Origin of the sequence: Psychrobacter sp. FME5 (assembly GCF_014861375.1) — a bacterium.
GTDB lineage: Bacteria > Pseudomonadota > Gammaproteobacteria > Pseudomonadales > Moraxellaceae > Psychrobacter.
In genome coordinates, this window is sequence record NZ_RRYX01000011.1 from 24,404 (window position 1) to 50,217 (window position 25,814).

19 protein-coding genes and 1 tRNA gene are annotated in these 25,814 nt (G+C 42.6%); 6 read left to right on the forward strand and 14 right to left on the reverse strand.

What is annotated here, in order from left to right; translation table 11 throughout:
- Window positions 1-643: 643 nt before the first annotated feature.
- Window positions 644-2,227: an isocitrate lyase gene (locus EI161_RS03145; RefSeq protein WP_192528982.1), complete on the forward strand. Its 1,584-nt coding sequence runs from the start codon at window positions 644-646 to the stop codon at window positions 2,225-2,227.
- A gap of 284 nt (window positions 2,228-2,511) precedes the next feature.
- On the opposite strand, the gene EI161_RS03150 is transcribed toward EI161_RS03145, so the two are convergent.
- Window positions 2,512-3,786 (reverse strand): DUF4349 domain-containing protein, encoded by a 1,275-nt coding sequence (locus EI161_RS03150; RefSeq protein ID WP_192528983.1) that lies wholly within the window; start codon window positions 3,784-3,786, stop codon window positions 2,512-2,514.
- A 204-nt stretch (window positions 3,787-3,990) separates the two neighbouring features.
- Between EI161_RS03150 and EI161_RS03155 the strand changes: the two genes are divergently transcribed.
- Complete coding sequence (locus tag EI161_RS03155) at window positions 3,991-5,613, forward strand: CYTH and CHAD domain-containing protein (RefSeq protein ID WP_192528984.1); 1,623 nt, start codon at window positions 3,991-3,993, stop codon at window positions 5,611-5,613.
- Between the two features lie 116 nt (window positions 5,614-5,729).
- Here the strand turns inward: EI161_RS03155 and EI161_RS03160 are convergent, their stop codons facing one another.
- Window positions 5,730-6,350: a nitroreductase family protein gene (locus tag EI161_RS03160; RefSeq protein WP_192522854.1), complete on the reverse strand. Its 621-nt coding sequence runs from the start codon at window positions 6,348-6,350 to the stop codon at window positions 5,730-5,732.
- Window positions 6,351-6,626: 276 nt separating this feature from the next.
- A complete protein-coding gene (locus EI161_RS03165) occupies window positions 6,627-7,169 on the reverse strand; it encodes a L,D-transpeptidase (RefSeq protein WP_192528985.1) in 543 nt (180 codons plus the stop codon).
- Between the two features lie 230 nt (window positions 7,170-7,399).
- Here EI161_RS03165 and EI161_RS14770 point away from each other — a divergent pair, with 230 nt between their 5' ends.
- Window positions 7,400-8,830 (forward strand): hypothetical protein, encoded by a 1,431-nt coding sequence (locus EI161_RS14770; protein WP_225735203.1) that lies wholly within the window; start codon window positions 7,400-7,402, stop codon window positions 8,828-8,830.
- Window positions 8,831-9,022: 192 nt separating this feature from the next.
- On the opposite strand, the gene EI161_RS03180 is transcribed toward EI161_RS14770, so the two are convergent.
- Window positions 9,023-10,261 (reverse strand): argininosuccinate synthase, encoded by a 1,239-nt coding sequence (locus EI161_RS03180; RefSeq protein ID WP_192522851.1) that lies wholly within the window; start codon window positions 10,259-10,261, stop codon window positions 9,023-9,025.
- Window positions 10,262-10,588: 327 nt separating this feature from the next.
- On the opposite strand from EI161_RS03180, the gene pyrC reads away from it, so the two are divergent.
- The 3 genes from pyrC (at window position 10,589) to EI161_RS03195 (ending at window position 13,216) form a co-directional block, all read left to right on the forward strand.
- A complete protein-coding gene (gene pyrC / locus EI161_RS03185; RefSeq protein ID WP_192528986.1) occupies window positions 10,589-11,665 on the forward strand; it encodes a dihydroorotase in 1,077 nt (358 codons plus the stop codon).
- A gap of 260 nt (window positions 11,666-11,925) precedes the next feature.
- Entirely contained in the window at window positions 11,926-12,588 is a 663-nt protein-coding gene (gene rnt / locus EI161_RS03190; RefSeq protein WP_413038366.1) for a ribonuclease T, read from the forward strand.
- A 552-nt stretch (window positions 12,589-13,140) separates the two neighbouring features.
- A tRNA-Glu gene (locus EI161_RS03195) sits at window positions 13,141-13,216 on the forward strand.
- A 193-nt stretch (window positions 13,217-13,409) separates the two neighbouring features.
- Here EI161_RS03195 and EI161_RS03200 read toward each other — a convergent pair.
- From EI161_RS03200 to EI161_RS03245, 10 genes are all read right to left on the reverse strand, one after another.
- Window positions 13,410-14,033 (reverse strand): BLUF domain-containing protein, encoded by a 624-nt coding sequence (locus EI161_RS03200; RefSeq protein ID WP_192528987.1) that lies wholly within the window; start codon window positions 14,031-14,033, stop codon window positions 13,410-13,412.
- Window positions 14,034-14,412: 379 nt separating this feature from the next.
- The gene (ispD, locus tag EI161_RS03205) at window positions 14,413-15,171 is read right to left on the reverse strand and encodes a 2-C-methyl-D-erythritol 4-phosphate cytidylyltransferase (RefSeq protein WP_192528988.1); all 759 of its coding nucleotides are present in this window, start codon (window positions 15,169-15,171) and stop codon (window positions 14,413-14,415) included.
- Between the two features lie 291 nt (window positions 15,172-15,462).
- Window positions 15,463-15,771: an FtsB family cell division protein gene (locus tag EI161_RS03210; RefSeq protein WP_192522846.1), complete on the reverse strand. Its 309-nt coding sequence runs from the start codon at window positions 15,769-15,771 to the stop codon at window positions 15,463-15,465.
- Window positions 15,772-15,879: 108 nt separating this feature from the next.
- The gene (gene eno / locus EI161_RS03215) at window positions 15,880-17,196 is read right to left on the reverse strand and encodes a phosphopyruvate hydratase (RefSeq protein ID WP_192528989.1); all 1,317 of its coding nucleotides are present in this window, start codon (window positions 17,194-17,196) and stop codon (window positions 15,880-15,882) included.
- Window positions 17,197-17,692: 496 nt separating this feature from the next.
- Window positions 17,693-20,059: a heavy metal translocating P-type ATPase gene (locus tag EI161_RS03220; protein ID WP_192528990.1), complete on the reverse strand. Its 2,367-nt coding sequence runs from the start codon at window positions 20,057-20,059 to the stop codon at window positions 17,693-17,695.
- Window positions 20,060-20,254: 195 nt separating this feature from the next.
- Entirely contained in the window at window positions 20,255-20,479 is a 225-nt protein-coding gene (locus EI161_RS03225) for a heavy-metal-associated domain-containing protein (protein WP_192522843.1), read from the reverse strand.
- Between the two features lie 344 nt (window positions 20,480-20,823).
- Entirely contained in the window at window positions 20,824-21,078 is a 255-nt protein-coding gene (locus EI161_RS03230) for a cation transporter (protein WP_192522842.1), read from the reverse strand.
- Between the two features lie 27 nt (window positions 21,079-21,105).
- Window positions 21,106-21,981 (reverse strand): 3-deoxy-8-phosphooctulonate synthase, encoded by an 876-nt coding sequence (gene kdsA / locus EI161_RS03235; RefSeq protein WP_192528991.1) that lies wholly within the window; start codon window positions 21,979-21,981, stop codon window positions 21,106-21,108.
- 554 nt (window positions 21,982-22,535) lie between these two features.
- Window positions 22,536-24,170 carry a CTP synthase gene (locus EI161_RS03240; protein ID WP_192528992.1) on the reverse strand — a complete coding sequence of 545 codons (1,635 nt, stop codon included), beginning with the start codon at window positions 24,168-24,170 and terminating at the stop codon, window positions 22,536-22,538.
- A gap of 213 nt (window positions 24,171-24,383) precedes the next feature.
- Entirely contained in the window at window positions 24,384-25,409 is a 1,026-nt protein-coding gene (locus EI161_RS03245) for a porin (protein WP_192528993.1), read from the reverse strand.
- Window positions 25,410-25,814: the final 405 nt, after the last annotated feature.

Sequence of the window (25,814 nt, forward strand, 5' to 3'; positions counted from 1 at the left end):
TTTCCATACAATAGTTATTGATTAAATCATATAAATGGATTTGTTACATTTAATAAGGATTAAATATTAATTAACCTTTGTTTATAACCTCTACAACCCACCTCAAACCCTTGCTGTTACTATACTATAATTAATAGAAATACCAAAGATAACTATCATAAATTAGATAAATTAAGGTAACCTAGCTATAGTGACTGGCAAGCGCTCGTCAGTCGTTGCTTAATATAAGACTATTATCATCAGTTTGACTGGCTTGGCATTGTATCTATTTTATCGCATTTTTATGCTGAAATAGAAATATAAACCCTATTACTGAACTTTGCGCAAATTTAACTTAGGGCTCTTATTTCTCTTTGAGCTTGAATTAATCACTAGCATTGTTTAGGGTAATAAGCGCTTTAATAGGCCAACAAATCCTAAAAAAGAACCAATTACCCCCAAAACGACAGATCAAATGATAAAAGCTGACCAAATCGACAGGTTTTTATTGCTTTTATGACGATTTTCTTATAGTTTAGTAAGGATTGCTCACGCAAGAGGCTTTTATCTCAAATTTTCACCTCTGCCAGCATCTTTATATATACGGAAATTATTTAAATTACTTTAATTTACTAATTTATTCATCACCAATGGAGAAGTTTAGATGTCAACTTATAAATCAGCGATCGATTTAGTACGTGAACTAAAGCAAAAACACGGTAACTGGGAAAATATCAGTGAAACCGATGCGGCACGTATGATGTTACAAAACCGTTTTAAAACAGGTTTAGATATCGCTAAGTATACTGCAAAAATCATGCGTCAAGACATGGAAGATTATGATAACGATACCTCTCAGTACACCCAGTCTTTAGGTGCCTGGCATGGCTTTATCGCTCAGCAAACCATGTATGCTAAGAAAAAATACTTTGGCACTACCTCTAAAACTTACATCTACCTATCTGGTTGGATGGTAGCAGCGCTACGTTCTGAGTTCGGTCCTTTACCTGACCAATCTATGCACGAAAAAACCTCAGTTGCGAGTTTGGTTGAAGAGATCTACACCTTCTTACGTCAAGCGGATGCTAAAGTATTAAACGACTACTTCCGTGAGCTAAATGCAGCTGAAGAAGCGGGTCAAGATACGAAAGCTATTCTAGAAAAAATCGAAAACTTTGATTCACATGTTGTGCCAATCATTGCTGATATCGATGCTGGTTTTGGTAACGAAGAAGCGACGTATCTATTGGCCAAACAGATCATCGAAGCGGGTGCTTGTGCCCTACAAATCGAAAACCAAGTATCTGATGCTAAACAGTGTGGTCACCAAGCTGGTAAAGTTACAGTACCACATGAAGACTACATCGCAAAAATCAACGCACTGCGTTATGCATTCTTAGAGCTAGGTGTTGAAGACGGCGTTATCGTTGCCCGTACTGACTCTGAAGGCGCATCACTAACGCAAAAAATTCCAGTATCAAATGAGCCTGGCGATCTTGCTTCTAAATATATCGATTTCATCGAAATGGAAGAAGTCTCTCTAGAAGATGCTAACGAAAACGATAGCCTACTCAAGCATGACGGCAAACTGGTACGTCCAGTTCGTATGCCAAACGGCTTGTACAGCTTCCGTGAAGACACCAACGTCGACCGTGTGGTACTTGACTGTGTAACCGCGCTAGAAAACGGTGCAGATCTATTATGGATCGAAACACCTACGCCAAACGTTGAACACATCAAAATGATGGTTGATCGCATTAAAGAGCAACAGCCAAAAGCCAAGCTTGTTTATAACAACAGCCCATCATTTAACTGGACGCTAAACTTCCGTAAGCAAATTATCGCTGAGTGGGAAGAAGCAGGTAAAGACATCTCTAAATACAATAAAGATGACTTGATGAGTGCTGATTACGACGGTACTGAGCTTGATACAGCAGCTGATGAAGCAGCTAAGAACTTCCAAAAAGACGCATCACGTGAAGCAGGTGTATTCCATCACTTAATCACCCTACCGACTTACCACACTACAGCGCTTAGCGTGCATGAGCTTGCTAAAGGCTACTTTGGTGAAGACGGTATGCTTGCTTATGCAGCTGGTGTCCAACGTAAAGAAATCCGTGAAGGCATCGACTGTGTTAAGCACCAAGCAATGGCTGGTTCTGACCTTGGCGATGATCACAAAGAAATCTTCTCTGGTGACAACGCACTGAAAGCGGGCGGCGGCAAGAACACAATGAACCAGTTCTAATAACCGACCACTTATAAGTACATTTTATAAGAATAAGCTATAAAAAAAGCCGCTCTACATCATGTAGGGCGGCTTTTTTATGGGCTTGTATTTTGGCACTAATAAGACCAGTTTATTAATTCTAATCAGGGCGTTTATTATCAGTGCGTTTATTATCAGTGCTGTCAATATTGGCGCTGTCGGTGTTATTAGTAGTCTTATACCATTCACAAAAATTAGAGTGACAAGGAAAATGAGTGAAAGTACTACGCCTTGTAGACTAAACGAGTTTGACACAGCTAATCTTACTTTTTGGGTTTGGTATTACTAATCTCTGCCCGACTGTTCTCTATATCTGTTGAATATTGATGTGTTTGCTTTTTGTCCATCCGCTCACCCTTCATGTTTTTTAGACGCGGCTCATTTTTAAGTCGTTTACGATAAAGCATTTTTATCAGCCTATAAATCAGATAAAAAACCCCACCAAGCACGAGCAGCCACCACAGTTGTATCAGGCCAAGTGTAAACGATCTCAGTATCCCCCAGCCTTCTCGAAATGCCTCGCTCACCTGAGCGCCAAAACTTGGACGCTCAGCCGCTAGCAGCACGTCTAGATTTTTTGTGATTTCTTTATAGCTAACATCTGGCTGCTTAAAAGTGAGGCTAATACTGCTGTATTTAACTTTATCAGCGATGGCTAGCTGCTCAAGCTTAGCCAGCTCTTGCTGACGACGCGCAGCATACGTGGCGCTGATAGCATCGACATTGCTGGTCTGCTCTTTGTCATTCTTACTGTTTAAACGCTCCGCGCTAAGCTCGCTTGCCATATCACTACTCAGCTGACTGGCCAGCTGTTCACGGTAAATATCGAGAGTCACGTCTTGCGCACTAAACTGCTGCTCATTTAAAAATGCCACTTGCTGCTGTACTTGGTCTAAGAACTTATTGACATTGACACGAGGTATGCGAACCGTCATGTCCGCTTGGCGAGTATAAGTGGTGATGGTAATGTTTTTATCACCTTGCACAAAGGTGCGTCTATCATCCGGATAATTATTAATATGGCTGAGCGCGACATAGCCACCTTGTTGCCGCGTCAAGCTCTCAATGGCATTGCTACTCTTGACCACATCTTTGACTTTGAAGTTGGCACTGGCAGTTATCAAGAGCTTTTTACCAGCGATTTGAATATCTGCTGTCTGACTGCCTAGCGTTTGCTCGCTACCGTTCGATAGGTTTTGCACCTGTAAATCATCAGTTGCCACATCGGACACCATGCCGACCATTTCACTTTCTGTCGCTGCTGCAACTTCTTCAGTGACCACTTCTGTCATATCAGCACGACTCTCTGCATATTCAGGAGCCTTATCACAGCCACTTATCAGTAATACAGATCCTAGCATTACTGGCAAAAAAGCAGCGGGTAGAAACAAATCTTGTGAATAAGCTTTTGATAATACACTTTTAGTGGTTAATCTTGAATAAGTCTTAGGAGTGTCAGACTTGTTTTGATTGCCTTGCGTCATTATTTTATAATCCGGAGTTTTATGAGATATGGTAGAGGTATTAGATAAAAACATTTTTATTTTCATTATAAAACCATTATTCCTTGACCTACTTTTGTTTAATAATTAGCTTTGATTATAATGATTCCTCATTGAAAGTACATCTCTAATATCAGCTCAACTTATTCATAAAAAACTTTCGCTTGTCATTAATGGTTCGCTCTCATACGATGGTAGATATCTAAACATTTATTTTTATAAAAATAATAAGGAACCATCATGCAAGAGATAGAGCTGAAGTTTTTGGTGCCAGAATCACGGTTACAAGGTCTCATGCGTCAAGCAAAAGTCAAATCTTCACAAGTAACACAACTGGCAGCCCATTATTACGACACACCAGATCAGCAGCTTGCACAGGCTAGTATTGGCCTGCGTATCCGTAAAGAAGGAGATACTTGGGTACAGACCATCAAAGCGGGTGGCGATGGGATTGCGGCACGTTTAGAGCACAATGCCATATTGGACAGTGAGCTGGTGCAAGCCATGCTCGACCATAACGAGTTGAAGCCTGATTTGACGATTTATAAAGACACCTCGGTTGCCCCTGCTCTCGAGGGTTTTAAGCTAAAAAAACTGGCCAAAAAACTCACCCGTCTCTATGTTACTGATGTCGAGCGCATCACGCGAGTACTGGTAGATGATGATAATGAAAAAACAGATAACCGTATCGAGATGGCATACGATTATGGCGACATCATCCATGGCAACGATGACACCCAGCGAGATGCCATTCAAGAGATTGAGTTTGAACTGTTATCAGGAGATTTAGATTTCTTATTTGCAACAGCCAAAACTTGGTGTAAGCGCTATAAACTATGCTTATCCACCGTGACCAAAGCCGAACGTGGCGGTTTATTAATCAATGCACAACGCTATAGCCTAGCGATGAACGCCGACTTTAGCCAGCTAAATATCAATAAAAAAACTAGCATGCCAGCCTTTGCCCGCGCCGCCGTACATAACTGTCTATTACAAATCCTACCGAACAGTAGTGCCATCGTCGCTGGTAGCACAGACAATGAGCACACCTTGCAATTGCGTATCGGTATTAACCGCTTACGCGCTGCAATAAAAGCATTTGCAAGCTTCTCTGATGAGCTCAATCCTGATTGGCAGCCTATACTGAAGCAAACCGCCAACTTACTTGGTGACTACCGTGAGCTTACCTATCTAATCAATCATATTGAGCCGAAATTACGGAAAAATGGGGCACCAAACGTCGATTGGACAGCAGACATAGAAACTTTAAAAGTTAAGCCTATCGATGCAGTTAGTGCCAATGACTTTCAGCTAACCCTATTAGAGCTGATTGCCTTTACCATGAGCGACCCAAAGCTTGAACCTCAAGCTGACACACTTGCCAGCGATAAACTCTCAAAAATACTGGCCAAGCAATATAATAAATTCTTAAAAGCTGATAGAGAATATGATGAGATGACTAGCGCTGAACTCGATAGCACTGATTCAAAAAATATTGACTCGGAACGCATTGATTTAAATACTAGCGATTCAATCGCTAATGCTAAAAACCAAGCACAGCACAAATTGCGTCGTCAACTCAAAGACTTACGCTATATCAGTGAGTTTGTCACACCGTTGTTGAATAAAAAAGAGGCAAAAAAGAAGGGTGAGCGCTGGCTAAAAGATTTGAAAAAAGCAGATAAAACACTAGGACAATATCGTGATCATATGCAGTATCAGCAATGTTATCAGCTGAAATCAGCAGTAGATAGCAATGCGCTATATGGGGCTGGTTGGTTCGCTGCCATGCGAAAAAAAGAGGATAAGCGCACCAAAAAATACTTGGCTAAAGTGCAGGACAGTTCGTTTTTTGATAAATAAATACCTGCCTAAATAGGAGCCGTTAAACAGCCTCTAATAAAAGCTTAAAAAAGACAGCTCACTTTATTAGGGCTGTCTTTTTTAGGACTGTCTTTTTTAGGACTGTCTTTTTGCTATTAATCCTCTAAACCAAATACTTGCATACGCTCATTAAGTGGCTGATACGTTTTCTCACCAGCAGGTTCAACGATATTACCAAATGGCATCTGCGCGATTAACTCCCAGTTTTCAGGGACCGAAAATGCCGCTGCGGCATCATCATCAATCAGTGGGTTGTAGTGCTGAAGGCTAGCACCAACGTTTAAAGTACGCAATTCTGTCCACATGGCATACTGGTGCATCGCTGAGGTCTGATGCGCCCACAGAGGGAATTTTTCAGCATATAGCGCAAACTTATCTTGCAACGACTTGGTGACTTCCTTATCTTCATAAAATAGCACCGTGCCTGCCGCCGCGCGAAAGCTGTCCATTTTCTTCTTAGAACCCGAAAAGTCCCCATCGCCAACCTCAATGCGTAGTTTATCTTCGGCAATATCCCACACCTGCTTATGCTGCTCACCAAATAACACGATCAACCGCGAAGACTGCGAGTTAAAAGCAGACGGCGTATGTAGCAATACACGCTCAGCAATATTAACAATCGCCCGTGGGTCTACTGGTAAATCATTACCTAAGGCATAGATAGTACGGCGTTCATCAAAAGCTTGTTGTAGGCTTACTAGACTGGCTTCAGTCATTATTATTATCCCCATCATTATTATGAATATATTTAAAAAAAGCGTTATAGATTTTTTATAATCTTGTTGATAACTTTGGTTGATAGCTTTGAGAGTTATAACTGTCTTTTGGTGACGCTTAATCTCAATGACCATTATAGCAATGAACTGAATGATCATTGGTTATCGTTAATTTTATTTTATAAATAACCTTGTAAGTATGTCTTGTAAATTTAGTTTTGATAATATCAAAAATAGCAATCAACCTTTAGACACCTCCTTTTTCACAGCTGGCTACTATTCGATAGTATCAGTGATACCATTAACACCACTTATAACAGATACAGGCGTGCCTTCATCAACCTCCTCAAACAAGTCAACGATGTCTTTATTGCGCATACGCACACAGCCATGCGAAAGAGGCACACCCATCGGTTCGGTGTCTGGCGTCCCATGAATATAGATATAACGCTGATGAGTATCGCAGCCACCTTGGCTATTACGGCCTTTATTCACCCCTGCTTCAAGTCCACTCAACCATAAAATACGGCTCAATATCCAGTCGCGCTCAGGGTACAATCTACCAAGCTCAGCATCATATAACTCGCCTGTTAGCACTCTTCCTATAAATACCGCATTTATAGCTGCGTTACCGCCTATTTTTTCTGCAATAACATGCTGACCAAGAGGTGTACAGCCACTGTCTTGCTGACTACCAATACCATTTTTAGCGGTCGATACCTTGTATTGAGTAATTTCTTTATTTTGCTGATATACCGTCAAGGTTTGCTGAGCAATATTGACCACCAATTGCTTAGTACACTTTTTATCATTTGTCATGGACATATTCCTACTATAGTCAGGTCTAAATAAAAAAGAGAAGTTTATAGCTATGTGCTATTGCTATGAGCTTTTCTTAACTGTCTCGTTTTAAACTGAATCGACTCACTCATTTATGCCATGATTGACAGTGTCATGAGTAAAATTAGTGAGATTTTCTATTATTAAAGGATTGTATCAAGACATTAGGCACCGTAATATAGGGGCACACTTTTTGATGCTAGCAGATTATGACGACTATTTCACCGACACGTGTGTCGATGTATGATTTTCTATATCAAGATACCAAACCTATGGTGTCACTATTGGCAGATGCTGCAAAACTTTCAATACCACAAGCGCGTTTGGCCATGGATGCCAGTTTACAGGCCATCGTTAGTGCCCTTCTTAGTTATCAGCAGCGCCATCAAGGACAGGTAGTGAGCAAAAAACTGTTTGGACGTAGTGCAGTTAAGGAGCTACGACAGTATAACTCGATGAATTTTGCGACGCTCAATGCCACATTCTATCATCGTCATGATACTGCGGACGCTATATTCAATGACAATGCGCGGGTGGTTAAAGCGAGCGAGCATATTGCTGCACAAATTGACGCAACGTCGCAACAAGTCCAAATTTTACTCACGTCTTTATGCGTGATTGCTCTACGTGAGCTGGCTATCCTGACAGAATATAGTCAACTGGATAATGATGAGATTAACAAATGGTTTGCCTTACAGCCACAGTTTTTAACCCCAGCTCGCTTTGCAGCACATGAGCCAAAAGCAGCCTCTGTCGAACTAGAAAAGACTAACGATGATAAAAATTCTATTGTAGCAGTCGATACATCATCAGAAAATGCGTCAGCAGAAAATGCGTCAGCAGAAAATGCGTCAGCAGAAAATGCGCCAGCAGAAAATGCGCCAGCAGAAAATGCGCCAGCAGAAAATGCGCCAGCAGAAAATGCGCCAGCAGAGAATCCGTTAGCAGAGAATCCGTTAGCAGAGAATCCGTTAGCAGAAAAGCCAGAAAATAGCACCAAGCCTCATATATCAAATCCTGAGCCGCTATCAGACAATCCACCGCCTTTTGACCCTTACTGGTACGAGCTGACGACATTCAAACCTGAAAAACATGAGCCCGTACAAGATATGCAACTGGCCACAGGCAATTACTTAAAAGCCATTGGTCGCTCACCAGATAACTTGCAACAGGGCCGCCACAATGACATGTTGGTGTTCACAGACATGCACGCTATCGCCTTACCACATCAACGCTGGTTATTGCAGCTGGCAAAAATATCTGACATCTACCTCAGTCGAAATCGTTTACGCGTCACCTCTGAACCTACCACCCCGCCAAAACCTCCTTTGGTAAGCTTGGGACTGGTCGGTGGTAATAGCGACACTACCCCAACAACAGTCAGCGAAAAGCCGATTGAGTATGAGAAGTCAGCGCCACTGTGGAAAAACCCCGTTATCTTAATTATTATTGTCGTTATCGGTGTGCTTGGGGGCCTAGCGACCCTAAAATATCAGGCGCAAAAATCTGATGGCGTCATCCTTGCCACCGAAGAAGTATTAGAACAAGATCGCCGCAAGGAACGCCAGCAACAAGATGTGGCGATTGTCATGATGGACGAGGATGAACCTGATGATGCAGAGACAGTAACCACCGAGTAGACAAAATCAGCCATAAAAAAAGAGGCGCTATTATATAGCGCCTCTTTTTATTGATCATTAACGAATCATTTTAAAACCAAACAATTTATACCATTCACAAGAATTAGAGTGCCAAGGAAAATAAGTGAAAGTACTACGCACTTTTACACTAAACGAGTTTGACACAGCTAATCTTATTTTTTGGGTTTGGTATTACTTTGATAAATCGCGACCACGGCTGGCTTCAATCGCCAAACGTAAACCATTTAAACGGATGAAACCTTCTGCATCTTTTTGATCATAAGCACCCGCATCGTCTTCAAAGGTGGCGATTTTTTCATCAAATAATGAGTCATCTGACTTGCGTCCGACCACACTTACGCTACCTTTATACAGCTTCACACGAACCGTACCGTTGACGTATTCTTGTGATTTGTCGATTAACTCCTGTAGCATAAGGCGCTCAGGGCTGAACCAATAGCCGTTATAGATAATCTTAGCGTAGCGCGGCATTAGCTCATCTTTTAGATGTGCCGCTTCACGATCTAGCGTCAATGATTCGATACCACGATGCGCTTTTAGCATAATCGTACCGGCTGGTGTCTCGTAGCAACCGCGTGACTTCATACCGACGTAACGGTTTTCGACGATATCCAAACGACCGATACCATGATCGCCACCGATTTTATTAAGCTTAATCATAATTTCATAAGGCTTGAGCTTCTCGCCATCGATAGCAACGATATCCCCTTTTTCATACTCTAATTCTAAGTATTGGGCTTTATCTGGTGCTTCTTCTGGGCTAACTGACCAGCGCCACATATCTTCTTCTGCTTCAGCATACGGATCTTCTAGGATGCCGCCTTCATAAGAGATATGCAGTAAGTTGGCATCCATAGAATAAGGAGACTTTTTCTTATTACCCGCATAATCAATGGCAATGTCGTGCTCTTCAGCATATTGCATCAAGCTCTCGCGGCTAGATAAGTCCCACTCACGCCAAGGCGCAATCGTAACCACATCAGGAGATAACGCAACCGCACCAAGCTCAAAGCGTACTTGGTCATTACCTTTACCCGTTGCACCATGGCTAATCGCATCAGCGTTGTGTTCTTTGGCAATCTCAACCAAACGCTTGGCAATTAGAGGACGGGCGATAGACGTACCGAGCAAATACTCACCTTCATAGATGGCATTGGCACGGAACATTGGGAATACATAGTCTCGGGCAAACTCTTCGCGTAAGTCTTCGATATAGATATTTTTGATACCCATCGCTTCTGCTTTAGCACGTGCTGGCTCAACTTCCTCGCCCTGACCGATATCAGCAGTAAAGGTAATCACTTCTGCATCATAAGTCTCTTTAAGCCATCTAGCGATAATTGAGGTATCAAGGCCACCTGAATATGCCAGTACGATTTTATTAATATTTTTTGGATCAAGTTGAGCCATGAATAACTCCTATTATGAGAATTTGATGTTGGTAAAAGCGCTAAGATTAAATCAAAAGATAAATTACCTACTCAGTGTACATCATATTTATCATAGGCAAAAGTGCAACTGCCCTCAGGCATGAGCTTTTGCTTTATATTGGTAGCTGCTAGTTTTGAATTATTCACGTTCAGATACTTCTTATCTACCTTTTATTCAAAAACAATCAGTGAATTATGTATAGATAGTTAGCCGCATATTTAGTCAAGTAGGCAAATCTGTTATGATAACGACACAACACCCTTTCCCCTTATCCCCATATATGACCATATAGAGCGCGACGATATTATGACTGTTTCGATTAGAGAGTTGACCATCCTTCAGCCAGATGATTGGCATATTCATTTGCGTGACGATAAAGCGTTAGCAACCACCGTGCCCCATGCCGCCCAGAGCTTTAACCGTGTCATCTGTATGCCAAACTTGGTGCCACCTGTCAAAAATGTCGATGATGCCCACGCCTACCGTGCCCGTATCATGGAACATCTACAGTCCAGTGATTTGACTGCTGAGCGCAAATCAGCATTTGACCCGCGTATGACCTTATACCTCACGGATAACACCACTGCGCAAGATATCGAAATGGCGGCAAAGTCAGGTATCGTACAAGCGGTTAAGCTGTACCCTGCAGGAGCTACCACTAACTCTGCTGATGGTGTCACCGATATCAATGCTTGCGTCGATGTCTTTGAAGCATTAGAAAAGTACAGCTTGCCACTACTGATACATGGCGAAGTCACTCAAGATCATGTAGATATTTTTGACCGCGAAAAGCGTTTTTTGGATGAAGTGTTGGCACAGATTATCATCAAATTCCCGACGCTAAAGATTGTCGTCGAGCATATCACCACCAGTGATGCCGCAGACTTTGTATTGTCGCAAGGCAATCACATTGCCGCCACTATTACCCCGCAGCATTTGATGTTTAACCGCAATCACCTGCTACTCGGTGGTATAAAGCCGCATTTTTATTGCTTACCTATTTTAAAGCGTGAAAGCCATCAAAAAGTATTACTGGATGTCGCCACCAGCGGCAATCCAAAATTCTTTTTAGGGACAGACTCTGCGCCTCATGCAACCGATAAAAAAGAAGCCGCTTGTGGCTGTGCAGGCTGTTATAGTTCCGCCACTGCCCTGCCGCTATATGCCACTGCTTTTGATAGTGTGGGTAAAATCGACAAATTAGAAGGCTTCACCAGCCGATTTGGTGCCCAATTCTATGGCCTACCTGTGAATGACAACACAGTGACTCTCATCAACAACCCGATGCAAGTGCCAGCATCTTACCCTTACTTTGATGGTAGCACCCTGACCCCATTGATGGCTGGTGAGACATTACCTTGGTCAATTAAAGCGTCACACTAACTGCCAGAATAGAGCTTTCTATATTTACCCTATGATAATTTTACATCTTTATGCCAAGCGGTATTAGGTATGACGGTTATCATAGGCTGCTTCTTTTCAAATTTAATATCCTAGCACGACTGATAAAAGCGATTTAACCTGATATGACCACTCAAAACGATGCCGCCTTGCCTAAAGATACTCTAGCTAATAATGTAGATAACACCCTCGATAGTGCTCCAAACAATATTACAGACGCCGGAACAGACGAACAAACCCCAATGAAGTTAAAGGACCGTTTTCGTAAGTTTTTGCCTGTCGTCGTTGACGTCGAAACTGCAGGCTTTAACGCCCAAACCGATGCTTTATTAGAAATCGCTTGTATTCCTGTGTTACTTGATGAGCATGGCGTGTTTTATCCAGGTGAAGCATTAAATGCTCATATCGAGCCTTTTGAAGGCGCCAACCTTGAACCAAGCGCCCTCGCCTTTACCGGTATTGATCCTAACAACCCAATGCGTAAAGCCATTGCCGAAGATGAAAAAACCGCACTACGCCGTATCTTTAAAGGTTTAAAAGAAGTACGCCGCGCTGAAGACTGCCGTCAATGCGTCTTAATCGGACACAACGCCCACTTTGATCTAGCATTTTTAAATGCCGCAGTGCTACGTAGCAACAGCAAAAACCACAACCCTTTTCATAATTTTTCAGTTTTTGATACCGTGACTTTATCGGCACTTGCTTTTGGTCAAACGGTGCTTGCACGTGCCTGTAAGGCTGCAGGGCTGGATTTCGATGGCAATAATGCTCACTCAGCGCTATATGACACCCAGAAGACCGCTGAGCTATTTTGTCATATCTTAAATAATTACCCTATGTTGGCTAATGCGATGCATAGCGAGCCGGAAACTGCAGAGCCTGAATCTGCTACCAACGATAAGTAATAATCTCTTTATCACATATCCTATATTGATAAGCGTGAACAATAGTGCTATTTGTAATGCTTGATGACTTTAACATCTTGATTTACAGTCAATAGGGATATGATTGATATCATGATAAAAAAATAGACCTTAGCTTCACTATTTCACATAGTTTTCTATGTCATATTTTTGCATAAAATAAGCCAATAAAGTGCTTATAACATTCGACGCTCAAACGATACGGTTATATCCCATAGATGGTCTAAGTTGCTCACACTGACTTGATAGTAATCATTATCAAGCTTAATAGGAGGGACTTTATTATGGATCCACAGCTTAAGTTATGGGGAGCCATCATCGGTTATATGTTGTTAGCGTTAACTATTAGCGGCTGTACTACCTTATGGATTCGACATCATCTAAAGCGTAAAGACCTGCATCCGCGACGCGCACTCAAAAAAAGATACTTAATTGTAAAAAGACGAAGAAAAAGGCTTGACAGAAAACGCAGACGCTATTAGAATACGCACCACTTCGACATAAATGGTGAAAGCAGTTGAAGTGTTGTTACTAGTCCCCATCGTCTAGAGGCCTAGGACACCGCCCTTTCACGGCGGTAACGGGGGTTCGAACCCCCCTGGGGACGCCACTATTTGGCGTCTCTTATTAGCAAGATTGCTGCAAAGCACTCGATAAGACTAATAAGTGCACCACCAAAAGCCCCATCACAATATATTGTGATGGGGCTTTTTTATGTCTATAACTATCCCTTTAACAGCTAACAAAAAAGGCCAGCAATGAATGCTGGCCTTTTTCGACTGGTCTTTATTTCAATAGAGCTTCTACCAAATTTTATCTGCAAGCATCAGCCAAATTAAGGCTAGGACAATTAACCCACCTAGTACAGTCTGAATTAAGAAAAAAGCTTGGTGCTGCCCCACTACTTTTCCTAACGTCAAACCCAAGGTATTATATTTGATAGGTGGCGTGTCAATACTGCCTGTTCTTGCTTGTTCTTCATAATACTCTTGGATAATATCCAAAAATTGTCGCCAGTCATTAGAAGCCCAGTTGTAAGGTTTAAATGGCATGAGTTTTTTCAGACCAGGCTCTTTAATCATCCAACGTTCCAGCGCAATAGAACGCAGTGACCAACTTGTAAAACGACGTGCGGTAATTTCCGAAAAATCTAGAATGTCTAATTCTTTATGTCGATCATCTAATAATAAGCGATTTTTTAGATTGGTTAGAGCCTGCTCTGAGCCCTCTACACATTGTAAAAAATAACCATTGCCATAGCACAGAATACCAGTAATGTTATCCGCTTGGTTATGCTCGATAGCAACCTCTGAGATATCATTGAGCGTACTAGGGCTTGCAAGGCCCGCCGAAGTAATCCGACTTATATATACAAGCTGGCAAAGACCCGTCGTTACTGGATTCGTCGAATCATTAATTATGGACAATCAGCTTCTCCCTATTATTAGGTAAATATTGCTAAGACAACCATACTCATTTTAGAAAAACATAGAAACAAGACGTTTAAAAACAACATATCGGCTTGTTATATTATTGATTTTGTAAACTTTTATATTAATTGTATTAAGTTAGTTACATCATAGGCTAGTTTGGTCATCAAAGCAATATATGTTTATATTAAATAATGACTTACGAATGCTGAACGATAATATTAGAAACATTGAACTCTGAAATTCAAAATATGTTCAGATGCGAATTACACAATAAATCGCTGACCGGAGATCGCAATGAATGAAAGAATACAAACTTATGAGAATTTGGATAAGCATCAATCTGGTGGGAGGTTATTCGCTATAGTCAGTAAGATTACGATTGTGCAGCAAGAATGGCGGTGAGTAGTATGGCATCATCAGGATAGGTGAGCTTAATGTTTTGGCGACTGCCAGTCACTAGACGAACGGGCAACTCTAAGTGTTCAAAAGCACTGGCTTCATCAGTAATAGCAAGATTATGCGCAGCGACATACTCTAACACTTGCCTCAATTGACCAAGTCGAAATACTTGCGGCGTTTGAGCTTGCCATATGTTATTGCGCTCAATCGTTTGTTCGATATAAGCGTTGGAAATGTCCTCATCGACGCTTAAAGAGTCATTCAGACGCTCGTATGGCGCTTTAGAGTGCTTATAAGACTGTTTGAGAGTATCAGCAACTGGGGTCGCTAATATAGCGCCGTAAGGCTCTAACATGGCGGCTTGAATCACTGCATCAATATCATGGCTGGGCACAGCAGGACGCGCGGCATCGTGTATTAAGACTAAATCTGCATCATCAGCACCTACATTGCTAATAGCCTCTACCCCTGCCTGCACAGACTGCCAGCGTTCAGCACCGCCCATAGCATAATAGATAGGCAAGGCAAAACTCAATGCCTGTGCAGTACTGTCATCTGCTGCTACCACCAATAGGCATTTATCAATATAAGCACTAGCAGCGAGCCGCGCCACGCTGTGCTGTAGCAATGTCTGCTCTCCAATCTTGGTGTATTGCTTGGCAATAGACGCGCCAAAGCGACTACCGCGGCCAGCAGCGACAATCATGGCATATATATTAGGGGTGCTGTGCATAGAGTAATGCTCTTAAGGCAGTGTTCGTAGCATAGTATAGTCAGTTTGAAATAAAAGCGATACGATGGTAATGACGTGCTACGGCTATAAATTTTTCGCAGAATCTGTCACGCCTGCGAACAGCAAGCAAGAAAAACTATAGCCGTAGCACGGTATCGTTTTTAAAGCGACTCCACTATATTATGGATCCACTGTATGCTGATAAGATAAGAAGGAAGTATATTTTGATAGAAATGTGACATTCAAAAGACAAACAAAACGATTAATCATAAACGCTGATGCTAATAAAAATTAATAGCGACTATGTGTCGTCGGTGCCGTTGATACTTGTACAAAAGTCTCATTTGGCTTAATTAGACCTAAATCTAAACGCGCATGTTCTTCTACGGCCTCAAGACCCGTTTTTAAATCATTTACGTCCGTACGTAATAATTTATTTGCCGAGACTTGATTGTCATTCAAGCGCTGTTGCTCTTCGACTTCAGTCATCAGCTTACTATGTTCAAACCGACCATTTTCACCCAGCCAATACTGGTATTGCAGTCCTAAAAGTACCGCAACGGCTAAAGCAAGTAGTATAAATTGGCTAAAGTATTTCATAAAAGGATAGCGCCAAACGATATAGAAACAATGGAATAAAACCAATAAATATTGCTAGACGATACTTAAAACCACCTATCGCCTAGCATTGGTTATCAGCCCCGATTATTAACCACGTAGACCGATAAACTCTTCACGGCCACGATAGCTGGCACGTACTTGCTGCTCGATACGTAGTAGCTGATTGTATTTTGCGACACGGTCTGAACGGCATAGCGAGCCAGTTTTGATTTGACCAGCCGCTGTACCCACGGCTAAATCAGCAATGGTGCTGTCTTCGGTTTCGCCTGAGCGATGCGAGATAATGGTTGCATAGCCATTTTTCTTCGCTAGATAAATCGCATCTAGCGTTTCAGACAATGTGCCGATTTGATTAAACTTAATCAAAATAGCATTGGCAATATGCTTATCAATACCTTCTTGCAGGATAACAGGATTGGTTACAAACAAATCATCACCAACCAATTGGACTTTATCACCGATTTGCTCAGTTAAATATTTCCAACCATCCCAATCTGATTCATCAAGACCGTCTTCAATAGAGATAATCGGATATTGACGCGCCAATCCAACTAGATAGTCTGAAAATCCTTGGCTATCAAAAGCTTTATTGCCTTCGCCTGCCAAGATATATTTACCATCTTTGTAAAACTCAGTAGCCGCGCAATCTAAGGCTAGGTGAATATCTTCGCCTGCTTTATAACCGACTTGCTCAATCGCTTGCATGATAACGGTGATGGCTTCTTCGTTGCTACGCAAGTTTGGTGCAAAACCACCTTCGTCACCGACTGAGGTGCTTAAACCTTGAGATTTTAATACTGACTTTAAACTGTGGAAAATCTCAGTACCAGCACGCAACGCCTCTGAGAAGCTGGTAAAACCAACCGGCTCAATCATAAACTCTTGGATATCAACGGTGTTATCTGCATGCTCGCCACCGTTTAAGATGTTCATCATCGGTACAGGCATGGTCAATGATGTCTGATTACGCAGATTAGCAATATATTGATGCAGTGGTAGACTTTGTGACTTAGCCGCGGCTTTTGCTGCAGCAAGTGAGACCGCAAGTATGGCATTGGCACCAAGGTTGTCTTTGTTGTCCGTGCCATCGAGCGCAATCATAGTGTCATCGATGTTCTGCTGCTCACTAACATCTTTATCCATTAAAGCGCTACGGATTTGGCTATTGACATTGGCAACTGCTTTTCTGACGCCCTTGCCCATATAGCGATCTTGATCACCATCACGTATCTCAACGGCTTCGCGTGAACCGGTTGATGCACCACTGGGTACTGCAGCGCGTCCGATAGTGCCATCAGCTAAGATAACATCGGCTTCAATCGTTGGGTTACCGCGCGAGTCTAAAATCTCACGAGCGCGAATGTCTTTAATTGCGGTGACGTTGTTGGTTTCTTCAGCGTACATAATGTCTGTTAATTCCTTTGGTCATGCCAAGTTTATGGGATAAATAACGGCAACTAGAATATAAAAAGATAAAACAAAATATCGTATAGCAATGCGCCAAAAACAGCCTTATTTATTTATATAATCGGCTATTTTTAAGCATTATTAAAGGTTTTTTTAGTACCTTAACTGTTGGCTACAGTGCTTGGCATCATAGCATAAATTTTGCCAAACTGCCCTTACCTTACAGCAACTTACCGCCATAAAACTATGCACTATTAGCAATATTGATAATTATTTATCTGTCTCATTGCCTATGATATCAAAAGTGATAGTAATCCTATGATTTTGTGAGTGGTTGCCTTTTATTACTAGGGCGTGTCCTCATTTTAAAAATGGTGATAAAAATGAGTTAAATTGCCGTTAAACAAGGAAAATAGTGCAGATAATATCGGGATATTAGCCAACTATTTGACGATGTTTGGCAAAATTTAGCCATTTTTAGCCCATTTAGGTATTATTGTTTAGTTTGAGGACACGCCCTAGAGTTCGATACTGTATTATCAAGCTCTACCTTTGTTTTAAATCGGGTTAAGCGTAACGCATTCATTAATACCGAAATAGAACTAAGCGCCATAGCAGCAGCAGCAATCATAGGATTCAAGAAACCAAAAGCTGCCAGCGGAATACCTAAACAATTATAGATAAAGGCAAAAAATAGGTTTTGCTTAATATTACGCACCGTCGCATTAGCGATTTTCTGCGCCGCATCAATATGCATCAATGACTCACCCATCAAGCGTGCAGACGCACTGTGCTGGGCGACATCGGTACCTTCAAACATCGCAAAGCTAGCATCTGCAGTTGCCATCGCTGGCGCATCATTGACACCATCGCCTGCCATCGCCACTTTATGACCAGCCGTTTGCAATAAAGCCACTTGGCTGGCTTTGTCACGCGGGCTCATTTTACCATACGCTTGCGCGATACCCAGCTGCCCTGCTACATGGTCAACGACTGATTGTTTGTCACCACTCATCAAAATGACATTAATACCAGCATCTTGTAGCGCAGTAATGGCCTGCGGGGTATCTGCCTTTAAGTCGTCTGCTAAAGCGAAAGCACCCAAAGCTTCATCATTAATACTGATAGCAACGGTACTGGCAATTTGCCATACTTTTGGCATTAGCTTAGGCAGCGTCAAATTAGCAAACTCTGCGGTGCCGACTTTTACCAGTCCAAGCCCTTCGATGTTTGCTTGAATACCTGCGCCTTTGATGACGCTGATATCAGTCACATTCATTAATGGCAAATGACGATCGGTAGCAGCATTAATAAGCGCAGTGGCGAGCGGATGGCTGGCATGCGCTTCGACACTGGCGGCAATTTGTAATACATCGTCAACAGCAAGTGATTTATCGACCATCACCTGATCGACGATGGTCGGCTTACCAATGGTCAATGTGCCAGTTTTATCGAGTACGACCGTATCAATACTACCAGCAGCTTCAAGGCTTTGCGCGTCTTTAAACCAGACACCATGACGCGCAGCAACCCCCATACCTGCCATGATAGCGGCTGGTGTGGCCAAGCCAAGCGCACACGGACAGGCAATCACCAGTACCGATACTGCGTGCATTAATGCTGTATCAACCATACCGGTCAACCACCACGTCAGCCCAAAAGTGACCAAGGCAATCGTCACCACTACTGGCACAAAAATAGCGGTGACCCTATCTGCCAGACGCGCCAGATTGGCTTTTGAGCCTTGGGCATCGCTAAGTGCTTGTACCATATCACCCAGCTTGGTATCACTGCCTTTGGCGCGTACGCGGTAGAGCAAGCTACCGTTTTCTACCAACGCCCCTGCCAATATCCCATCACCCTGCTCTTTTTTAAGCGGTACCGACTCGCCGGTTAAATGGCTTTCTACACACCAGCCGCTGCCATCGATAACTATCCCATCGGTTGCCACGCGGCTGCCTTGCTTAGCACGCAAGATATCGCCGACTTGTACCTCTTGTAAAGCGACATTATGGAAGTCACCATTTGGCTGCTGTTGTTCGACTTCATCAGGCGTCAGTGACAATAATAAATCGATACTGTTGAGACTGTGTTTTTTGGTGCGCTCTTCAAGATACTTACCCGTTCGCACAAAAGCGATGACCATCACCCCTGCTTCAAAATATACCGCAGGACTGCCATCTATACCGTGACCACCAGCATGACCACTTTGCAATAGACTATTCAAAGTGCCGTCGCCATGTGTCAGCCATAGATATGTTGAATACGCCCAAATGGTCACCGTACCAATGACCACCAATACATCCATATTGGCAAGACCGCCTTTGATAGACGCCCAAGCGCTTTTATAAAACGGCAATGCCAGCCCAAACTGTACAATCGTCGCTAGGACAAACTGTATCCAAACCGGTGGCATCCACGCCATACCCTGACCAACCAGCATGCCTGCCATACCAACCAAGAACGGCACTAAACAGACCCACAAACCAATCAAGCGCCATGGGTACTGAGTGGCCGTATCTTCATCCGTCTGTGCAAACAAACTATCAGCCGCTTGCAAATTGGCAATAAAGCCTGTTTTATTTACCCACTCTGTCACTTGTTCAGGCGTGGTCTGCGTCGGATCATAATCCACGTTGGCAGTCTCACCAGCGAAGTTCACACTGACTTCATAGATCGCAGGCTTTTTATTCAATACCTTTTCGATTCGTGATGCACAGGCCTGACATGTCATCCCCTCAATCGCCAGTTGCAAATGCGCACGCTTGGGTGCAAGCGACGTATTGGACTGGATATCAGTCTCAACATCGTAGGCGTTTTGCTGCTGATTATGAGCATCGGTACGGAGAGAATCATTCATAGATAGAACTCGATATGGCGTTTGTAAAATAGGATAAAATATAAAAAGCACGCATAAAAATAACAGAGGGTTTAATTATTATACTAAAAAACATAATGATAATGAATGTTAAATGCGCATAGTTTAGCATTACTTTAGCGCAGCCACTAAAAAACCAGCTATAGCAGCTGGTTTTTCGTTTACCCCAATTAGCAATTAAGCGTTTGCAACGGTGGCATCAAAGCCTGCCTCGTCGATAGCAGCAGCAATTGCCTCTATACTGGTTTTGCTGTCATCGAAGGTTACTGTCGCTAAATTATCAGCCAGATCAACAGAGATAGTCTCTACCCCATCGATTTCGCTAGTAGCAGTATGGACACTTGCCACACAGCCACCACAGGTCATGCCATCGATTTTAATAATACGGGTTTGGTTTGCCATGGTAGGCTCCTTATTTTTATTGGTGAATACACTGCTTTTATAATTGTCTTTATACACATATAGGCAGTTCTAAATAAAATTGATACGTTGGCAGGTTAGCAACCACGTGCTACTGTTATCAATTTTTCTTGCTTGCTGTTCGCAAGCGTGACAGAGGCTGCGAAAAATTTACTCCAGTAGCACTCGTATCGGTTTTAAAGTAAATTAACTATACTTATAAATACAGTATGAAACTAGCATAAGCCGAATCAAGGTCAACAACAAGTCCGTTTGGTTGTAACTTTATTAAAGCAGTTTTTATTTAAGTGTTTTTTATAGAAGTACAGTTTGTCAAAGTATTGCCATTAATCATCATACCGTGGATTTTGCGGGGCATCGATAGGAAACGGTTGGGTGACATAATCGACCGTACTAATGGCCGCCACAAAAGCATGAATGGTCGTTTGCGTATCATCATAACGTATGAACGCAATACTGTTATCAGTATCTAGCTCAATTTCAGTGACGCCTGTGATATTTTTCAGCGCTGTCATCACGCTTTCTAACCCCTCGGTATCATCGATATTTTCGATACTTACTTGCGCAATTTTAATTGCCATGGTCTTATCCTCTCATCATTGACGTTATTACTGCGTATCCAATACCTCAAAACCTTTGACCAAATCATCTATCTGCTTCAGCTGGCGTAAAAATGGTTCTAGTTGGCTCATACGCAGCGCACAGGGCCCATCACATTTAGCAGTTTCTGGGTTTGGATGTGCCTCTAAAAACAGCCCTGCCAACCCGGTCGCCATACCTGCACGTGCCAGAGTGGTGATTTGCTCACGGCGTCCGCCAGCACTGTCGCTACGTGCACCCGGTTGCTGCAAACTATGGGTCACATCAAAAAACACCGGAATATCCATCTGCTTCATGGTATCAAAACCCAGCATATCGACGACTAAGTTATTATAACCAAAGGCACTGCCGCGCTCACAAAGAATAAGCTTGTCGTTACCTGCTTCAAGGCATTTATTAACGATATGGCGCATCTCATGTGGCGCTAAAAACTGCGCCTTTTTAATATTAATAATGGCATCTGTCTTGGCCATCGCATGGACTAAATCCGTCTGACGCGATAAAAAAGCAGGCAGTTGGATAATATCGGCAACCTCAGCAACCGGTGCCGCTTGATACGGTTCATGCACATCGGTAATAATCGGCACATTAAACTTTTCTTTAATTTGTCCAAGCCAATCGATACCCTGTTCTAATCCAGGGCCGCGATACGAATGTAGACTTGAGCGATTGGCCTTATCAAAGCTAGCTTTAAACACATAGTCAATACCCAACCTTTGGCAAATATCGACATATTGCTCAGCAATTTCAAACGCCATCTCTTTTGACTCTAAGACGTTCATACCACCGAATAACACAAACGGCTGATCGTTGCCGATGTTGATGGTGTTGTTATTAGGGGTATTAAGCTCAATATGTGATTGTGCCGTTAATAAATTTTCCATGAAGTGCTGGCCCTCGTTATTGTTATAAATAATTGGTATGAATAGTTGTTATAAATACGTCTATCCCATATTGTAACCGATAGCCCGATGAAAAAAAGTGTCCAAGCGTAATTGGGCGTAATTAGACCCTATAGTCAATCCTCAATAAAATAAGCACAAATATTATAGCGAGCTACTAGGGCGTGTCCTCATTTTGAAAATGGTGATAAAAATGAGATAAACTGCTGTCAAACAAGGAAAGTAGCACAGATAATATCAAGATATTAGCCAGCTATTTGACGCAGTTTGGCAAGATTTAGCCGTTTTTAACCCATTTAGTTGCTTTCGTTCAGATTGAGGACATGCCCTAGGATAAGTTTTCCTTGCTTGCTGTGCCTACGCAGACAAAGGCGGCGCAAAACTTATCCCAGTAGCACTGTATTTTTTATAGTAAATCGACTATACCGATAATATTAACTGCACAACAATCAAAACATCATCATAAAAAAGCCAAAAAAAAGACCAATCCGCAGATTAGTCTTTTTTGAAGTTTTGTTCGTCATTAAGCTTAACGCTTATTTATTATCGCTATAAGTTCTTGCGGCTTTTACCAAGCTATTAAACAGTGGATGACCACCGCGTGGTGAGCTGGTAAATTCTGGATGGAACTGTACGGCGATGAACCAAGGATGATCGGCAATCTCAACCGACTCTACCAAATGCTGCTTGGCAGAATACCCTGAAACCATCATACCAGCTTGCTCTAATGGCTCGATATAGCGACTGTTCATCTCATAACGATGACGATGACGCTCAGTAATATTGGTTGCGCCATAGATTTGGGCAAGCTTACTACCAGCGACCAATTCGGCTTGCTGGGCCCCTAAACGCATGGTGCCACCAAGGTCTGAATCGTCACTACGAATCTGTAATTCGCCGCGCTCATCTAACCATTCGGTAATCAAGCCAATGATAGGTTCAGCCGCCGTACGATGGAACTCAGAAGAGTTGGCATCGATATGCAGCACGTTACGCGCGTATTCAATCACTGCCAACTGCATACCTAAGCAAATACCTAGATACGGCACCTTTTTTTCGCGTGCATAGGTAATGGCTTTCATTTTACCCATCGTGCCACGCTCACCGAAACCACCGGGTACCAAAATAGCATCGGCGTCGCTCAGGCGGGCAAATAACTTATCGTCGCTCTCTAATAGCTCAGCATCGATATAATCAATTTTTACATCCGCTTTATGAGTGATACCTGCGTGTAGCAATGCTTCGTTGATAGACTTATAGGCATCAGGTAGCTCGACGTATTTGCCAACCATCGCCACTGTCACCGTCGCTTCAGGGTTTAGCTGCGCTTCGACCACCTTATCCCAATCGCTTAAATCTGCTTCTGGCAAATCAAGACCGAAACGCTCACAGATTAAGTCATCTAAATCTTGCTCATGTAAGGTACGCGGTATTTGATAGATACTTTGTGCATCTTCGCACATGATGACCGCACGCTCTTCGACATTGGTGAATAGCGCAATCTTACGGCGGTTGTCTTGTGAGATGTGATGATCAGAGCGGCAGATTAAAATATCTGGCTGTAAACCAATAGAACGTAGCTCTTTTACCGAATGCTGGGTAGGCTTGGTTTTGGTTTCACCCGCGCTGGCAATATAAGGCACCAGTGTTAAATGCATCAGCATGGCGCGATTACGGCCTAGCTCTACTTGCATTTGGCGCACCGCTTCCATAAACGGTAACGACTCGATATCACCCACTGTCCCACCAATCTCGATGATGGCAACATCGTAGCCTTCGCCACTAGCAATGATTTTGCTTTTGATTTCGTCAGTGATATGCGGAATCACCTGCACCGTACCACCAAGATATTCGCCGCGACGCTCTTTGTTCAGGACGTTCTGATAAATACGACCACTGGTAAAGTTATTGCTCTTACTCATCTTTGAATGGCGTAAAAAACGCTCGTAATAGCCCAAGTCCAAATCAGTCTCGGCGCCATCTTCAGTGACGAATACTTCGCCATGCTGAAACGGGCTCATCGTCCCTGGATCGACGTTGATATACGGATCCATTTTGGTCATCGTCACGTTTACGCCACGCGCTTCTAAGACGGCAGCAAGAGAAGCGGCGGTGATACCTTTTCCTAGTGAGGACACTACCCCACCGGTCACAAATATAAACTTGGTCATAGTACTCTGTCGGTAATTGGTAAAGAAGGATTTTACTAAAAATACGGCACAAAATATAGGGCAAAAGCACAAACTCTTTGAAACATTCCGTTTTTAGCGTATAGCGGTTATAAGCGCATCACTATTATAGCCCACTACCCAATTAAAAAGGCCGTAACAAAAAAAACCCACCCCGAAGGATGAGTTTTTTATAATACAATTCTAATGCTTAGATTAGAATAAGTATTCTAGACCGCCACCAACTGCAAATACATCAGCATCATTATCTTCCCAATCAGCTGAGTTTTGACCAATATAAGCATGAGCAATCATGTTGTCTTTATACATGTACTTGCCACCTAGGACGATTTGGTCAGAATCATAATCTTCCAAGCCAGCTAGGTTATCAGTTTTGTTGTACTGTAGGTATACAGAAGCTGGACGAGCAAAGTTAGCCAGACCCATCTCAGCACTTACTACTAGACCTTTTTCTTTATCAGAGCCATCAAAGTCATAATCAGTTTGCTGATATAGAGCACCTAGCATCACTGGTGCAGCGATGAACTTACCTAAATCAACAGTCGCAGTACCACGGATAACATCACCGGCACCAGCATCCATATCTTTAGTATAAGCAACACCAGCAGTGTAGCCAGTACCTTGGTCAAACATCAATGACGCACCGTAACCGTTGTTACGATCATCGTTGTCTTCAACGAAGCTTTCGTCAGCAGAGTACTGTAGTGCTAGCTCTAATGGTAGGCCAGCATATTTTGGCGCAATCCAAACGATTGAGTTGTCTTGACGCTCATCGCTTTGCATATTTAGCGCTTCAACAACACCACCGTCAGCAAGCGTGTTGCTGCCTAAGTTATCCCAAAAGCCTTCAGTAACAGTCACGTTGTTTACGTAATCTAGTACAGAGGTGTTACGACCAAAGCGGAACTCACCAGTAGTTTTGTTGGCTAAACCCAAGAAAGTATCACGGCTTTTAAAAGTTTGAGAACCTTCACCGTCGATATCAACGCCATACTCTAACTGATACACAACATCAGTGTTGGCAGTCATAGCTTCAGAGCCTTTAAAACCTAAACGTGATGCGTTTGAGTTAATTTGTAACGAGTTTGAATCATCACCAATAACGTCATCAGCATTAACGTAGTCAGCAGTAACGAATGCTTTACCATAGATTTGTGGTGCTGCGTTGGCTGCAGATACAGATAGAGCAGCAACTGCTGTAGCTAAAAGTAGTTTTTTCATGGGGTATCTCCACTTTACAATTTTAGTAATGAGCGAGCTATTATTAGCTGGTACTCATAATGGTATCGTCACAAATCCTCAAAGATATAATGTGTAACTGGCTACCGAGATTAGTCAGAAACAAGTGTGGCGAAGTTCTATTACCGTAAGATAAAAAAACCAGAACTTACATAGCTAGAATCAAAAACGTAACTGCTATGTAAACTTAGGTTTTTGTTGCTCCATTGCGTAACATCCGTTACCAAACTCATACTTCGAATACAAGCATAACAACTTTGACATAATTTGCAACACATTTTTTGCATTTCGCAGTATAGGGGCTGTATAGAATTCAAATCAGCGGCAGCCAGATAAAGACACAAGCGAGAATTACGGCAGCCTCATAGCTGGCTTTAAGCTTATCAT

What these genes read in the sequence shown, in the direction of transcription:
- EI161_RS14770 (WP_225735203.1), top strand. Translation starts at nt 7,400, where the DNA reads ATGACGACTATTTCACCGACACGTGTGTCGATGTATGATTTTCTATAT.
- EI161_RS03230 (WP_192522842.1), bottom strand. Translation starts at nt 21,078, where the DNA reads ATGGCAATTAAAATTGCGCAAGTAAGTATCGAAAATATCGATGATACC.
- pyrC (WP_192528986.1), top strand. Translation starts at nt 10,589, where the DNA reads ATGACTGTTTCGATTAGAGAGTTGACCATCCTTCAGCCAGATGATTGG.
- EI161_RS03220 (WP_192528990.1), bottom strand. Translation starts at nt 20,059, where the DNA reads ATGAATGATTCTCTCCGTACCGATGCTCATAATCAGCAGCAAAACGCC.
- ispD (WP_192528988.1), bottom strand. Translation starts at nt 15,171, where the DNA reads ATGCACAGCACCCCTAATATATATGCCATGATTGTCGCTGCTGGCCGC.
- EI161_RS03155 (WP_192528984.1), top strand. Translation starts at nt 3,991, where the DNA reads ATGCAAGAGATAGAGCTGAAGTTTTTGGTGCCAGAATCACGGTTACAA.
- EI161_RS03160 (WP_192522854.1), bottom strand. Translation starts at nt 6,350, where the DNA reads ATGACTGAAGCCAGTCTAGTAAGCCTACAACAAGCTTTTGATGAACGC.
- EI161_RS03240 (WP_192528992.1), bottom strand. Translation starts at nt 24,170, where the DNA reads ATGACCAAGTTTATATTTGTGACCGGTGGGGTAGTGTCCTCACTAGGA.
- rnt (WP_413038366.1), top strand. Translation starts at nt 11,926, where the DNA reads ATGAAGTTAAAGGACCGTTTTCGTAAGTTTTTGCCTGTCGTCGTTGAC.
- eno (WP_192528989.1), bottom strand. Translation starts at nt 17,196, where the DNA reads ATGTACGCTGAAGAAACCAACAACGTCACCGCAATTAAAGACATTCGC.
- EI161_RS03145 (WP_192528982.1), top strand. Translation starts at nt 644, where the DNA reads ATGTCAACTTATAAATCAGCGATCGATTTAGTACGTGAACTAAAGCAA.
- EI161_RS03245 (WP_192528993.1), bottom strand. Translation starts at nt 25,409, where the DNA reads ATGAAAAAACTACTTTTAGCTACAGCAGTTGCTGCTCTATCTGTATCT.
- EI161_RS03225 (WP_192522843.1), bottom strand. Translation starts at nt 20,479, where the DNA reads ATGGCAAACCAAACCCGTATTATTAAAATCGATGGCATGACCTGTGGT.
- EI161_RS03150 (WP_192528983.1), bottom strand. Translation starts at nt 3,786, where the DNA reads ATGTTTTTATCTAATACCTCTACCATATCTCATAAAACTCCGGATTAT.
- EI161_RS03210 (WP_192522846.1), bottom strand. Translation starts at nt 15,771, where the DNA reads ATGAAATACTTTAGCCAATTTATACTACTTGCTTTAGCCGTTGCGGTA.
- kdsA (WP_192528991.1), bottom strand. Translation starts at nt 21,981, where the DNA reads ATGGAAAATTTATTAACGGCACAATCACATATTGAGCTTAATACCCCT.
- EI161_RS03180 (WP_192522851.1), bottom strand. Translation starts at nt 10,261, where the DNA reads ATGGCTCAACTTGATCCAAAAAATATTAATAAAATCGTACTGGCATAT.
- EI161_RS03165 (WP_192528985.1), bottom strand. Translation starts at nt 7,169, where the DNA reads ATGACAAATGATAAAAAGTGTACTAAGCAATTGGTGGTCAATATTGCT.